11 protein-coding genes are annotated in these 12,642 nt (G+C 57.6%); 8 read left to right on the top strand and 3 right to left on the bottom strand.

The features are described from left to right. Position 1: 1 nt before the first annotated feature. On the bottom strand, positions 2-370 hold the full coding sequence (locus JTM80_RS19145) for a hypothetical protein (RefSeq protein ID WP_255548816.1): 369 nt from the start codon (positions 368-370) through the stop codon (positions 2-4). 394 nt (positions 371-764) lie between these two features. Here JTM80_RS19145 and tmk point away from each other — a divergent pair, with 394 nt between their 5' ends. The 5 genes from tmk (at position 765) to JTM80_RS19120 (ending at position 5,963) form a co-directional block, all read left to right on the top strand. Beyond that, positions 765-1,406 carry a dTMP kinase gene (tmk, locus tag JTM80_RS19140; protein ID WP_172355340.1) on the top strand — a complete coding sequence of 214 codons (642 nt, stop codon included), beginning with the start codon at positions 765-767 and terminating at the stop codon, positions 1,404-1,406. Then, positions 1,391-2,395, top strand: coding sequence for a DNA polymerase III subunit delta' (gene holB, locus JTM80_RS19135; RefSeq protein WP_172355342.1), 1,005 nt, complete (start codon positions 1,391-1,393; stop codon positions 2,393-2,395). Before tmk ends, holB begins: the two co-directional genes overlap by 16 nt. A 720-nt stretch (positions 2,396-3,115) precedes the next feature. Continuing rightward, the gene (locus tag JTM80_RS19130) at positions 3,116-4,612 is read left to right on the top strand and encodes an MBOAT family protein (RefSeq protein WP_172355344.1); all 1,497 of its coding nucleotides are present in this window, start codon (positions 3,116-3,118) and stop codon (positions 4,610-4,612) included. A gap of 556 nt (positions 4,613-5,168) precedes the next feature. After that, positions 5,169-5,606: a calcium-binding protein gene (locus JTM80_RS19125; RefSeq protein ID WP_172355346.1), complete on the top strand. Its 438-nt coding sequence runs from the start codon at positions 5,169-5,171 to the stop codon at positions 5,604-5,606. A gap of 138 nt (positions 5,607-5,744) precedes the next feature. Beyond that, positions 5,745-5,963, top strand: a complete 219-nt coding sequence (locus tag JTM80_RS19120; RefSeq protein WP_172355348.1) for a hypothetical protein — start codon at positions 5,745-5,747, stop codon at positions 5,961-5,963. A 261-nt stretch (positions 5,964-6,224) separates the two neighbouring features. Here JTM80_RS19120 and JTM80_RS19115 read toward each other — a convergent pair whose 3' ends face one another. Further along, positions 6,225-6,713: a Crp/Fnr family transcriptional regulator gene (locus JTM80_RS19115; RefSeq protein WP_172355350.1), complete on the bottom strand. Its 489-nt coding sequence runs from the start codon at positions 6,711-6,713 to the stop codon at positions 6,225-6,227. 374 nt (positions 6,714-7,087) lie between these two features. Continuing rightward, entirely contained in the window at positions 7,088-10,162 is a 3,075-nt protein-coding gene (locus JTM80_RS19110) for a HEAT repeat domain-containing protein (protein ID WP_205370100.1), read from the bottom strand. A 481-nt stretch (positions 10,163-10,643) separates the two neighbouring features. On the opposite strand from JTM80_RS19110, the gene JTM80_RS19105 reads away from it, so the two are divergent. The 3 genes from JTM80_RS19105 (at position 10,644) to rsmI (ending at position 12,572) form a co-directional block, all read left to right on the top strand. After that, the gene (locus tag JTM80_RS19105) at positions 10,644-10,787 is read left to right on the top strand and encodes a hypothetical protein (protein ID WP_172355351.1); all 144 of its coding nucleotides are present in this window, start codon (positions 10,644-10,646) and stop codon (positions 10,785-10,787) included. 233 nt (positions 10,788-11,020) lie between these two features. Beyond that, entirely contained in the window at positions 11,021-11,692 is a 672-nt protein-coding gene (locus JTM80_RS19100; protein ID WP_172355352.1) for a glutathione S-transferase family protein, read from the top strand. Positions 11,693-11,747: 55 nt separating this feature from the next. Beyond that, positions 11,748-12,572 carry a 16S rRNA (cytidine(1402)-2'-O)-methyltransferase gene (gene rsmI, locus JTM80_RS19095; protein WP_172355353.1) on the top strand — a complete coding sequence of 275 codons (825 nt, stop codon included), beginning with the start codon at positions 11,748-11,750 and terminating at the stop codon, positions 12,570-12,572. Positions 12,573-12,642: the final 70 nt, after the last annotated feature.

The raw sequence follows: 12,642 nt of genomic DNA, 5'->3' as shown, positions 1-12,642 counted from the left end.
CTTACCCCGCCGTGCTGCTCAGCAGATTCCAGTGATTATTCTCGGCAACGGCACGGTTCACCAAGCTAAACATGCGCCAGCAGTGATTATCGCTTTTGAGCGGCAGTTCTTCGTTTTTGACTACCACATTCATGCGGACTTCGTCCTTGGGGGTGGCGATCGCCGTTTTATCGATCAGCACCTCCACCGTAACGAGTTGGGCATAGGTAACGCCACCGGGTTTCTCGCGGGCCACCATGTAGTCCTCACCGTCGTAGATCACCGCGCAGTTGCAGGATTGGAGCACGTCCTCCAGCAACTGCCGAAAGCGATCGAGCGGCGTTGCAATCGTGAACAACTGGGTATAGCGAGCCATAGTAACCTCGGACACGCAAGTGCAATTAAAAAATGATAGCAAACTCATTCGGTCAACCGTCAAACGACAGCAAGGGCAGTCGCCTAGCAGGACTTGCGGAACGTTACACTTTACCGGACAATCCAGAACGCAATGCCCTGACGCTAGACGCAGTGAGCAGCAGACTGTGCCGAGTGCGGCGGCTGTTGATAAAGAAATTAACATAACGAATTATTGGCGCATTCTACCATGCCCCTTTCTGAACAAAATGGTTTTGCTGTACAGAATTCAGCAACTTTTTGTCTCTGATTTGAGCGCTGCTGCCGCGTCGCCCAGTTTCAGATGAAATCAGGTGAAAAGTATTCCTTGATCAATGCAAAATTTACTAGATTTGCTGAAATCACAGCCCTCTCCTCTACCTAACAAAGGGATGCTCATTGTATTTGAAGGTGGCGAAGGCAGCGGCAAAACGACACAACTGGGGCGATCGCACGATTGGCTCATGAACCAGTTTGATGGCAGTTCCTTTACGGTTGTAAAAACGCGAGAGCCAGGAGGCACAGAACTGGGGCAGCAGATTCGGAAACTGCTGTTGCATCCCGATCTGGCAGAGCCAACGCAGGATCGGGCAGAACTGCTGCTGTTTGCGGCCGATCGGGCGCAGCATGTGGAGGGATTTTTGCGGCCGGCGTTGCGGCGGGGGGCGCTGGTGCTGTGCGATCGCTTTACGGATTCTACCGTGGCCTATCAGGGCTATGGGCGCGGGCTAGATTTGGCGCTGATTCACCAGCTTAACCAGATTGCCACGGGCGGGCTGGAGCCGGATTTAACGCTGTGGCTGGATGTAGACGTGACCACGGGCCTCAGCCGGGCCCAGCGGCGGGGCAGCGCCGACCGCATGGAACAAAACCAGGTCGAGTTTCATCAGCGGGTGCGGCAGGGATTTTGTGAACTGGCAGCGGCGTATCCCCAGCGAATTCGGCGGGTGGACGCAAACCGCAGTGCCGACGAGGTGTTTCAGGACGTGCAGCAGATTTTGCAAGAGGCGATCGCCCAATGGTGCAGCCCCTAACGGGTTCCGTTGATCCAACTGGTACTACAACCAGGGCATTTGCAAATCTCGTCGGCCAGCCGCAGGCCATCGAGCTATTGCAGAGCGCCCTCCAGCGCGATCGCATTGCGCCGGGCTATCTGTTTGCTGGGCCAGCAGGCGTGGGGCGCAGTCTGGCGGCTCTGGGCTTTGCCGAGCGGCTGCTGGCGCATCATTTTCAGGAGCCATTTTCAGCCGCCCGCCAGCAGCGCATCACCCAGCACAACCATCCCGATTTTCTCTGGATAGAGCCAACCTATCTACACCAGGGCAAGCGGCTGTCGGCGGCCGAGGCAGCGGAACAGGGCATCAAGCGGCGATCGCCCCCGCAGATTCGGCTAGAGCAAATTCGGGAGATCGCCACTTTTCTCAGTCGTCCGCCGCTGGAAGCGCCCCGCGCCGTCGTCGTGGTGGACGATGCCCACACCATGGCCGAAGCCGCTGCCAATGCCCTGCTAAAAACCCTGGAAGAACCCGGCCGCGCCACGCTGATCCTGATTGCGCCCAGCGTGGAGTCACTTCTGCCCACACTCGTCTCGCGCTGCCAACGGATTCCCTTTCGCCGCCTCAGCACCGACGATTTAGCCACCGTTTTGCGACACCTGGGGCACGATGAGATTTTGCAGCATCCAGACCTGCTGGCGCTGGCCCAGGGCAGCCCCGGTGAGGCGATCGCCCAGTGGCAACAACGCCAGTCGGTTCCGCCGGATCTGCTGCACGCCGCGCTTCAGGTGCCCACGTCCCTCCGTGCCGCGCTGGAACTGGCCCGCCAGATCGATCAGGCGCTAGACCTGGAAGCCCAGCTTTGGCTGGTGGACTACGTGCAGCAAGCCTACTGGCGATCGCAGCAGCCCGCCATCCACCTGGAACGCCTGGAAACTGCCCGCCGTCACCTGCTGGGCTATGTGCAGCCGCGCTTGGTGTGGGAAGTGACGCTCATGGAAATCGCTGCTGCAAAATCCCCACCCTAGATGAACCCACACGCTAGATGTGGGGGCGCTTGTTCAAAAACTGCGTCTGATCTTGCAAACCTGAGATACAGTTAAGTGTTCCAAATGAGTGTTCCAAATAAGTGTCTTAACTTAGAGTCTTAAATTAGCTTGGCAACATTTGATTTTGTGATTTGGTGTTCCAAGTCGCCCTCATCCCCCAGCCCTCCTCCCAAAGGAGAATGGGAACCGGATCGGCAGTCCCTCTCCCTTGGGGCTACTGTGAACCCACATCTCGATTGTTTGCGTCAGGCTTTGAACGATCCCCCCAAATCCCCTTTAAGAAGGGGGACTTTCGATCCAGTTCTGCCTGCTTCGGGTCATTCTGGGTTCAGTTCTCCCCCCTTATTTGAGTGGGGTAAGGGGGATTTCCAGAAGCCTCGCACCCGAACCGATCCCCCTAAATCCCCCTTAAGAAGGGGGACTTTCGATCCAGTTCTGCCTGCTTCGGGTCATTCTGGATTCAGTTCTCCCCCCTTATTTGAGTGGGGTAAGGGGGATTTCCAGAAGCCTCGCACCCGAACCGATCCCCCTAAATCCCCCTTAAGAAGGGGGACTTTCGATCCAGTTCTGCCTGCTTCGGGTCATTCTGGGTTCAGTTCCCCCCTGGTTTAAGGAGGGTCAGGGGGGATCAAAGCATCCCCTCCCGCCGAGTTTCGGTTGGTAACTCGCAATCTGCCCCTTGAAACGAATCCCGCCGCCATGACTTTGCTCTCGATTCTCTTTGGGCTGTTTTTCCTCAGCGTGCTGGGGCTGTATTGGTCAGCGCCAGGGCGATCGCTCAAACTGTGGGTGCTGCTGGCTGCCAGCCTGGTGTTCTATAGCTCGCTGCAATTTCAATACGTGCCGCTGCTGCTAGTGATGATGATCATGACCTATCGCATCGGCATCGGGCTGAGTGCGCCCATCGACTGGCGGATCGAGAACGAAAACTGGCAGTTTGCCCAGCACGACTGGAACCGTCGGCGGCTGCGGCTGCTGATCGTTGGCATTGGGCTGAATGTGCTGCTGCTGCTGGGGTTCAAGTACATTCCGTTTTTTGGGGCGGTGCTGGGCAACTGGCTCAAGCTGCCTGCGCTGACGACGGGGGCGGCCACCCTTGGGCAAACCCTCATCGCGCCGCTGGGCATCAGCTACTTTTGCTTTGAGTGCATTGCTTACCTGGTGGACGTGTATCGCGGTGCGCCTGCTACCTTCGACTGGCTCAAGTTTTCAGCCTACAAGCTATATTTCCCCAAGCTGCTGTCGGGCCCAATTACCCGGTTTCACCCGCTGGCGGCGCAGTTTCAGGCCCAGCCGTCGCTGACTACGCCCCAAATTGCTGAGGGTCTGTGGCTCATTGCCTGTGGCGCAGTGAAAAAGCTGCTGATTGCCGACCATTTGGCTACGCTGGTAAATCTTAGCTTCGACAACATAGCGCGGGCGGGCAGCGGCGACCTGTGGCTGGCGATCGCCGCCTACGGGTTCCAGCTTTATTTCGACTTCAGCGGCTATGTCGATGTGGCGCGGGGCCTTTCTGCGCTGCTGGGCATCACCCTGCCGCAAAACTTCAACTTTCCCTACTTCAGCGCTAGCATTGCGGACTTTTGGCGACGCTGGCACATGACGCTGGGCGACTGGCTCCGCAACTATCTGTATTTTCCGCTGGGGGGTTCCCGCCAAGGCCTGGTGCGAACCTGCCTCAACCTGATGGTGGTGATGATTATCGCCGGACTCTGGCACGACGCGGGCTGGGGCTTCATTGTCTGGGGAGCGCTGCACGGACTGTTCTTGGTGGTGCATCGCCTGACGGACGCGCTGAGCGAGCGGTGGGGCTGGCTGAGGGCAGGCTGGAAAAGCGTACCGGGAACGCTGCTGGGCTGGGGGCTGACACAGGCTTCCGTCTTGTTTGCCTGGATCTTTTTCCGGTTGCCCAACCTGCAAGATTCACTGCTGGTGGTGCAGCGGCTGTGGGGACACCCCGCCGACGTGCAGTTTGCCCAAAAGATTTATGTTGAGACGTTTCAGAGCGATCGCCTCCATCTTTCGCTCCTGCTGCTGGCGCTTTTCGGCGGCATGACGCTGGTGTATACGGTCAACCGCTGGCTAAAGCTGCGGCTCAACTGGCCCGTCAAGCTGCTGCTGGTTCCCCTCTGCCTGTTCGCGGCCTGGCTGCTGGCCCCCAACGAAAGCCCGCCTTACATTTATTTCGACTTCTAGTACGGGACTGACACACTTGCGATAAGTTTTCTGGATTTTGGATGATTTCTCACGGGTGCAGCCCGTGAGAAACCGTCTCACTGCGTGAATCCTATCGCATTCAGAAAATCCGGATAGTTTTCGAGAAAAGTCAGAAGCCGCATACTTTTTCTCAAAAATCTAAAGGCTTTGTAAAAGCTAAGGGTTTTTGCTAGAAAAAGGGCGATCGCCCCTGCCATTCTAGACAGTATGAATTGGCAGTGATTTCGGTAAATCTGTAGAGTGCCTTGGCTTATGCCGAGATGTAAGGAACTGCTTCACAGATCAGACCGTGTAAAGGTTTTTCCCTGTTGATGACTCCTGCCAATTCTAATTTTTAAGAGCCGCTCAGTTTCATGGGGCGATCGCCCCGCTGGTGGGCGCAATGCTGTCCACCATCAACAACTAGACCTTTATCCTGCGCGGGCTACAGTTTTCCACGGGTCGAACAGGTCGCTATCAACTGACGCTGGATATCAACGACATCAGCGATCTGGCGGGCAACCCGCTGGCACAGGCCGCCTTCGACACCTGGCAAATGGCTTTCGACGACTTGAGATTCCCTCAGCCTGAGGATATTCCCCCCGCGCCAAATGGGGAGTTGGGCGCGCCCGTCCTGTTCCAATTGGGCAGGCGGCCGCAGCGGATCAACGGGACAAACCGTGCCGATCGCCTCAAGGGAACCAATAAGAGCGATCGGATTCTGGCTCGCGGCAGCAACGATACCGTCAAGGCCTTGGGCGGCAACGATTTAGTCAGCGGCGGCGCAGGAAATGATGTGCTGCGCGGCGGCAATGGCGGCGACCAGCTTGTAGGGGGCGTAGGCGACGATCGCCTGTTTGGGCAGGCCGGCGACGACGTGCTGATTGGTGGGCTGGGAAATGACACGCTGGCGGGCGGCGGCAAGAATATGTACGTATTCAATAGCCTCAACGAAGGCATCGACACGATTCTGGGCTTTAGAGCTAATTTATGAAGCAAATCTTAAGAAGCCTGAAACTCTTGGCATGTGTGGCTTTGAGGTCATGTTTGCCCAGGAAAAGCGGTTTCTCGGAAATCCTTGATTAACAAGGCTTTCAGGCTCCTTTACAAATTAGCTCTTAGCCAACTGGATGTGATTGACCTGCGGGGCATTTTCAAACAGCCCGCGTTTGGCGGAGGCGGCACGCCGTTCCAGCGGCTGCGGGAGTTTGTCAAGCTGGCGCAGGCGGGCACTGCAACTCAGGTGCTGATCGACTCAGATGGTGCGGGCGAAGGTAAAGACTTCGTGGCGATCGCCCAGATCAACAACACGTCGATCGCCAGCTTCAGCACACTGAACTTTGTAATCTAGGCAAGTCATCTAGACAATCTAGGGCACTAAATATACTTCACGCAGAAACTTCAGCCCTCACCCTAAGTCCCTCTCCCAGAGCGGGAGAGGGACTTCAAACCTATGTCTGACTCCCCTTCTCCCCGCTTGGGAGAAGGGGTTGGGGGATGAGGGCAGTAAGGTTGCTGTCTCAAGTATGTCAGTGCCCAATCTAGCCGGGTCATCTAGCCAGTCCGCTCGCCCTTAACCTCGTCCCTCAGCCTCCTCGTGCCGTGTCCCAACTCAAACACCAGTCAGTTTTTGATAGATTCCATCAGACAGGCGACGGTTGATATTGCCGTTTTGGAGTTTGTTAATTTTCTGGTTTTGTTCGCGGATGCGGCGCGACAGCAGACGAATGATGTTGACAGCAATACTGGGGGTTTCTTCGATTGCCTCATAAAGCTGCTGCTGGGTTAACGTCAGGCACTCGCAGCGGTCGATGGTCGTGACAGAGGCAGAACGCGGCTCCGCGTCAAACACCGACATTTCCCCGAAGCACGCGCCCTTGTCGAGCCGGGCAATTTCCTGGTTGTCCGCATGGACGCGCACACTACCTTTCACCAAAATATAGAGCGATCGCCCCTCCTGTCCCTGGCTGACAATTGTGTGCTGCGGCGGAAATTCTTGCTCGTCCATGATGGAAGCGAGGCGCACCAAAAAGTCGTCCCGCAGTTCTTTGAAAATGGGGACACCGCGCACAAATAGAAGGCGATCAACGCTCGTCAGCATACCAATGTGAACCCTACCCCGACCCAAAGCCTGTAGCATCCGCTCCCAAATGCCCAGTCCTCAGCGCGTGAGTCCCTGCGTGTTGTCTGTTCCATCCGTAGGTTGCCCATGCAGAGAATTCTATTCATCTTTTGTCCAGAAATTTCGCTGAATCACGACCGAAAGGAAAATTTACAGCCGGAGCCAGCTTGATGGCTCGCTAGTCGAGTCGTTCATTGAAGGGCCGTGAACATTAAAAACCCAGGAAGGAAAGAACCATGAACGTCTATTGAACCGCATGGAACCAAGGTTGAACTCGCTAAATTTGCTGAACTCAAACTTGCTAGACTCACCGAGCCTAATCAGTTTGCGAATCGAGTTTTGCCTGGAAACGGTCAAGTCGGCTCCCAGCCCATCGGCAGGTCTGGCGGGCGGGGTGGGTTGAAACGCGGCGGTGGGTCGGGCAGTTTTGCAGGATGGGTGAGAACCTTGCCGTTGCCGTTGTGAGTGGAAACCGCGCTGTACTTGTGTAACAGTTGCTCGACCTGGGCAGCGACGAGTCGATTGGGGTCGCGGCGGAGCATGGGTAGCAACTCCCGCAGCGTGCGCGGCGAAGCGACTTCTAAATAGGCCACTGCTGCCTCCCGCACAAACCCTGTGGGATGTTGCAGACAGGCAATAATCTGAGCGGGTGTGAGGCTCCAGCGGTTTTCACGGGCAACGTGGACACCACAAGCTAGGGCCCAATCGGACAGAAAATGGCGCAAATCCAGCAGGTATCGCAGGCGATCGCTCGGCGATAGGGGCTGATAGTCCACAAACTCATCTAGGCTTTCCAGCTTTTCCAAATCGGGGCGGCTATCGAGAATGCTTAGCAGCGCCCGCTTGCTCTGGATATCGAGCGTGTTATCCAGAATTTCCAGCCCCCGCGCCACGCTTTCCGAAGAATGGGATTGCAGGTTAAACGCGGCGGCCTGAATTGCGCTGGAGGGATACAGCAGCCGCATTAGCAAAAAGAGGCGCTGGCGGGCATCGTCTTGCAAATCGCTGAGGGCGCGGCGCAGCAGGTCGGCGGTTTGCCCCGGCACCCGCTCCGGCGGCAAATCCAGTAGACAGGCATAGACCTGCCCAATCAGCATTAGCTCCAGGTTGATCAATTCCTCTACGCCACTCCGCCCCAATTCGTCGGCTGCTGCATCAATGCCAATTTCGTTAGGAATTTTTAAGAGGGTTCGTAGAATGGTGCGGCGGCTGGGCCCCCAGGCGGTTTCCAGGTTGCGAACCAGGGCGCGAACCGCGTCGGGCGTGCCAATGCGCCCCAGCGTTTTCCAGGCGCAAGCGCGAATGATTTCGGGTTTGTAGATATCTTTACCCAGCGCTATCAGCAGCGGAATTGCATCGTCGCCCAGGCGAGTCAGCGCCTGCATGGCGGCTTCGCGGGTCGATTTGAATTGCAGCGCCCGCAGCAGCGAGGGGTAGTATTCTTCGGTGCGGGTGGCGGCGATCGCCTCTAGCAGGGCACAGCGCACCCGCAGCGACTCGTCCCGCAGCAATGGCTCGATGTAGATTCGCAAGGCTTGCAGGTACAGCGCCTCACCCAACGCCCGACAGCCCATCACCCGCTCTCGTTCGCGCTTGTGGGTCAGCATTCGCCGCAGCGTGTCGGTAGCTTCGGCCCGCTGTTCGAGTGTGCCCCGCCGCAGCATCAGGGAAGCCGCCGTGCCCCGCACTTCGGGATCAGCCGACGGGTTGAGGTAGGGGCGTAGCCGCTCGATATCGGGGTCGGGGTCAGTCAGCCAGATATAGCGCAGGGCGATGGAAAGCACATCAGGCGGCAATGGTTGTTCGATGAGCGATCGCACCAGTGGCAAAAACAGCGGGTTGGGGTTTTCCGTCATCACCAGCAGGCTCTGGCGCTGGAGCGCGGGCGAAAAGTCATACAACATGGGAGCCAGCACCTCGCCCACGCCTTTCGGGTCGATATGGCTGAGCAGTTCAATGCAAGATTGCTTGTCGGCATCGGTTCCCTTGCCCAGCGCCTCGATTACCGCCCGCTTAAATGTCCGCAGATCCACATCGGACAGGCTGAGTTCGCCCCGGTCAGCACTGATGACGAGCAAATCGACGTAGCGCGATCGCAGCAGCCACACCGTCACAAACCACAGCGCCCCGCACAGCATAATCTGGAACATGAACACCAGGCTTTCGGCATCTTGCAGCGCGGCCGGGTCGCTGCCCCTGAAGACGTGTTGGCACAGCCACAGCGTCGTCAACATACCCGCGCCCGTCAGCCCAGAGGAAAACGGCTCGGCAATGCCCCGCACGATGGACTGTACGCGGCTACGAACGTTGTCCGGCACAGGCTGAAACAGAATTGGGCCGGTACTGGCCAGCACGGTATAGCGCAGCAGTTCATCGGCAAATTTCAAAATCACCATGCCGACAAACAGGCTGAGCCAGCCCATCATCGACACCAGGCTGATGATGAAGATCAGTGCAGGCAGGGCCATCGTCACCACAAACACGCCCAGCCGCTCGATCGCCCGACTGGAGACAAACCACTGCACCAGCAGTTCAAACGTCCCCAAAATTGCGCTGAAAAAGGCCAAAAAGTCGGCAAGCTGCTCGCCGCTGACCCGTCGCTCTAGCTGCGCCAGATATTGAAAATCCAGCAGCAGCCACAGCACCTGCGCCATCACAAAAAACGCCACCAGCAAAACCACATACCGCTGGAGCGGTCGCCGCAGTCGGCGCGTGGTGAAGTCGGGCTGGCGTTCTTGCAGCAGTCTCCGGGGCGAATCGGGGAAGAATTGGCTGTAGGAGCGGCTGAGGCGATAGAGAATGCCTGCCCCGATCATCAGCATGGCCCCCGCTAGCAGCACGACGTTATTTAGCCCTACGAGCGATCGCAGCACAGGCAGCGACAGCCCGCTCAGCACATCTGCCAGCAGCACACCGCTGCTAATCATGGGATAGGCTCGCTTGATTTCGCGAATGTTGAACAACTGGTTGGCAGTGATCGAGGTCGTCAGCTCATTGAGTACGTAAATCGCCTCCATCCACAGCCGCATCAGAAACACGCTGTAGCCCATCATCAGCGGCATCGCCAGCCCCAGCCGAAACAGCGGCAGCGGCAGCGCCATCAGCACCGCGATCACCACAATCACCTGGCGCAGCGGCAGAAACTTTTGCAGCAGCGAGTAAAAGAAGCCCAGAACCGTGCCAATGCCTGCGCTGACGATGTAGATCCAGGGCAGCGAGTTTGCGCCATATTCATCCAAAAATAGGGCGGCAATGCTGACCTCCAGCCACAGCACGCCAATCGACGTGGCGGTGTAGAAGGCAAACATCAAAAAGGTGCGCTCGCTTTCCTCTGGCCGCAGGTTGAGCCATTGCAGCAGCGTCCGCCCGGAGGGAAGCCGGGATTTCTTTGCTGGGTTTGTGCGCGATGATCCACCCGTCCGTGCCATGCTGTCCAGGGAACTCGTGAAGGAAGCGATACCTGATATCTGCCTTACATCTTATGCAAGCTGGGAAGGTCTGGAACCGTTTTCGCCATTTTCTAAAGCTTGTTTGCTGGAGGATGGCTGGCCAGACCGAAACAGCTTGAGGCAGAACTTGAATGTGGGTCGCTTTGGGTCATTCGGTTGCCAGCGACTGCCTTCAGCGTTCCCAAAACGGGCTGGAATAGATCCAGCCAAGACAGCCTGAAATATTCACCTGAAATATTCAAGTGACGGGGCAACTCAAAGCTATGCCCTGCGACCGATTAAAACCTCTGATTGTTGGCTGAGACACATTGTTCACGGGATCTGATAAAACTGATTTGGTTCATTTTTGTTCATTCACCTGCGGTAAAGTGCGACTGTCTGAAACGCAGACAGTGCTTTGCTTCCGAGCCTCTCGGATGTTTTTCTACACACTTAAACCCCTACGAATGAGGAGCTACGAATGTACAAGAAGCTAGTTGCTTTGGTCTGCACGCTGGGTTTGGCAGCAATGCTGGGCGCTTGTGGTGGTGGCAGTGAGCCTGCTGGCACCGAGTCGCCCGCTGGCACCGAGTCGCCCGCGCCTTCGCCAACGACCACGCCGTAGTTTGTTGGGAGTTAGCCTGCCGTTTCGCATTCACTGTTGACTCATCGCTTGGCTGTCTGTCGCTGGTATTGGCTAACTCAGTGCATTCTCGTGTTCTAGCTTCATTCACCTGACTTTCATCTCGATCAGCCATCCACGGCGATCGCCCCTCTAGAAATTCTGGCAATGCGTGTATTCCAATGCGCGTATGCTGAGAGAGGCATCTGCTGTGGATTTTTATTGGCCCAAGACCCATGCACCTGCTGCAATTCAGCACCTCCCACTATTGCCGCAAAGCTCGGCTGGCGCTGGGCTATAAGCAACTGCCGTTTACGGTGGAAAATCTGACTCCGGGGCTGCACGCGCTGAAGCTAAAGCCGCTGACGGGGACTACTACCGTGCCTGTGCTGCTGCCAGAGCTAGAGGGGCAGGCAGGAGCGATCGCCGACTCTAGCCACATTTTTGAATTTCTCGACCAGCACCAGCCCGACCCGCCCCTCTATCCCGCCGATCCGGTTCAGCGCAGCCAGGTGAAGCAGCTTGAAGACTGGCTCGATGAGAGCATCGGCGTTGCCACCCGCTTTGTTTACTACGACTATCGTGCGGGCGCGGGCAAGTCCATCGACCCGTCGCTGATGAGCCAGGCCATGATTGCCATCGTGCGCCGCCAGTATGGCATGAATGCAGCGCGGGTCAGGCTGGCGGGCGATCGCCTGGCCGATGCTCTCCAATACCTCCAGCAGCACTGGAAAGACCGCGAGTTTCTGGTGGGAAGCCAAATCACCGCCGCCGACCTGACCACTGCGGCCCTGCTCAGCCCGCTGGCCCTGCTGCCCCACTATCGGGCGGCCCATCCCTGGCTATTTGAGAAAATCGCCACTGTGCATCAGCGCTGCGGAGAACCCCTACCGCCGGGGTTGGCTTAGATTGAAGCTAGCTCGGTGCGAGTCGCTGACCCAGATTGCCTTTGAAATTTCTAAAATGCTCTACGTTGTCGCTACGCCCATCGGGAATTTGGAAGATATGACCTTTCGGGCAGTGCGGATTTTGCGGGAGGTGGAAGCGATCGCCGCCGAAGACACCCGCCACACAGGCAAACTGCTCCAGCATTTCCAGATCACCACGCCGCAGATCAGCTATCACGACCACAACCGCACCAGCCGCCTGCCGGAACTGCTTGCCCGCCTAAAGCAGGGACAGTCCATTGCGCTGGTCAGCGATGCCGGAATGCCGGGAATTTCCGATCCGGGCTATGAACTGGTGGCGGCCTGCGTCGAGGCAGGGATTCCCGTGGTGCCGATTCCGGGAGCCAGCGCCGTGGTGACGGCCCTCAGCGCCGCCGGACTGCCCACCGATCGGTTTGTGTTTGAGGGATTTTTGCCGGCCAAGGGGAAAGAGCGGCGCGATCGCCTCGCTGCGCTCCAGTCCGAATCACGAACGCTGGTGTTTTACGAGTCGCCCCACCGCCTGCGGCAAACCCTGACGGATTTTTCGGAAACCTTTGGCGGCGATCGCCCCATTGTGCTGGCGCGGGAACTGACCAAACTGCATGAAGAATTTTGGCGCGGCACGGTGCAGGAGGCGATCGCCCACCACGAAACCCGCGACCCCCAGGGCGAATACACCGTCCTGCTGGCCGGCAGCATAGCCGCCCCCGTCGTTTTGTCGGAAGCCGCCCTTAAAGCCGAACTCGTTGCTCTGATGCAGCAGGGACTCTCCCGCTCCCAGGCCAGCCGCCAGCTTGCCCAGCAAACCCAACTCCCCCGTCGCGACCTCTACCAGTTAGCCCTGACGCTGCCGGATTAAGCAACGGGATGTGCAACGTTGCTGATTCCCCTCACCCTTAATCCCTCTCCCAAAGCGGGAGAGAGACTTC

Source organism: Thermoleptolyngbya sp. PKUAC-SCTB121, assembly GCF_016919485.1.
Lineage (GTDB): Bacteria > Cyanobacteriota > Cyanobacteriia > Elainellales > Elainellaceae > Thermoleptolyngbya > Thermoleptolyngbya sichuanensis.
Note: the sequence above shows the minus strand (reverse complement) of the source record. Positions and strands in the feature narration are given on the sequence as shown.

Bases quoted from the DNA above. Each gene is read 5' to 3' on its own strand.
- tmk (WP_172355340.1), top strand. From the start codon at position 765: ATGCTCATTGTATTTGAAGGTGGCGAAGGCAGCGGCAAAACGACACAA.
- holB (WP_172355342.1), top strand. From the start codon at position 1,391: ATGGTGCAGCCCCTAACGGGTTCCGTTGATCCAACTGGTACTACAACC.
- JTM80_RS19130 (WP_172355344.1), top strand. From the start codon at position 3,116: ATGACTTTGCTCTCGATTCTCTTTGGGCTGTTTTTCCTCAGCGTGCTG.
- JTM80_RS19125 (WP_172355346.1), top strand. From the start codon at position 5,169: ATGGCTTTCGACGACTTGAGATTCCCTCAGCCTGAGGATATTCCCCCC.
- JTM80_RS19115 (WP_172355350.1), bottom strand. From the start codon at position 6,713: ATGCTGACGAGCGTTGATCGCCTTCTATTTGTGCGCGGTGTCCCCATT.
- JTM80_RS19110 (WP_205370100.1), bottom strand. From the start codon at position 10,162: ATGGCACGGACGGGTGGATCATCGCGCACAAACCCAGCAAAGAAATCC.
- JTM80_RS19105 (WP_172355351.1), top strand. From the start codon at position 10,644: ATGTACAAGAAGCTAGTTGCTTTGGTCTGCACGCTGGGTTTGGCAGCA.
- JTM80_RS19100 (WP_172355352.1), top strand. From the start codon at position 11,021: ATGCACCTGCTGCAATTCAGCACCTCCCACTATTGCCGCAAAGCTCGG.
- rsmI (WP_172355353.1), top strand. From the start codon at position 11,748: ATGCTCTACGTTGTCGCTACGCCCATCGGGAATTTGGAAGATATGACC.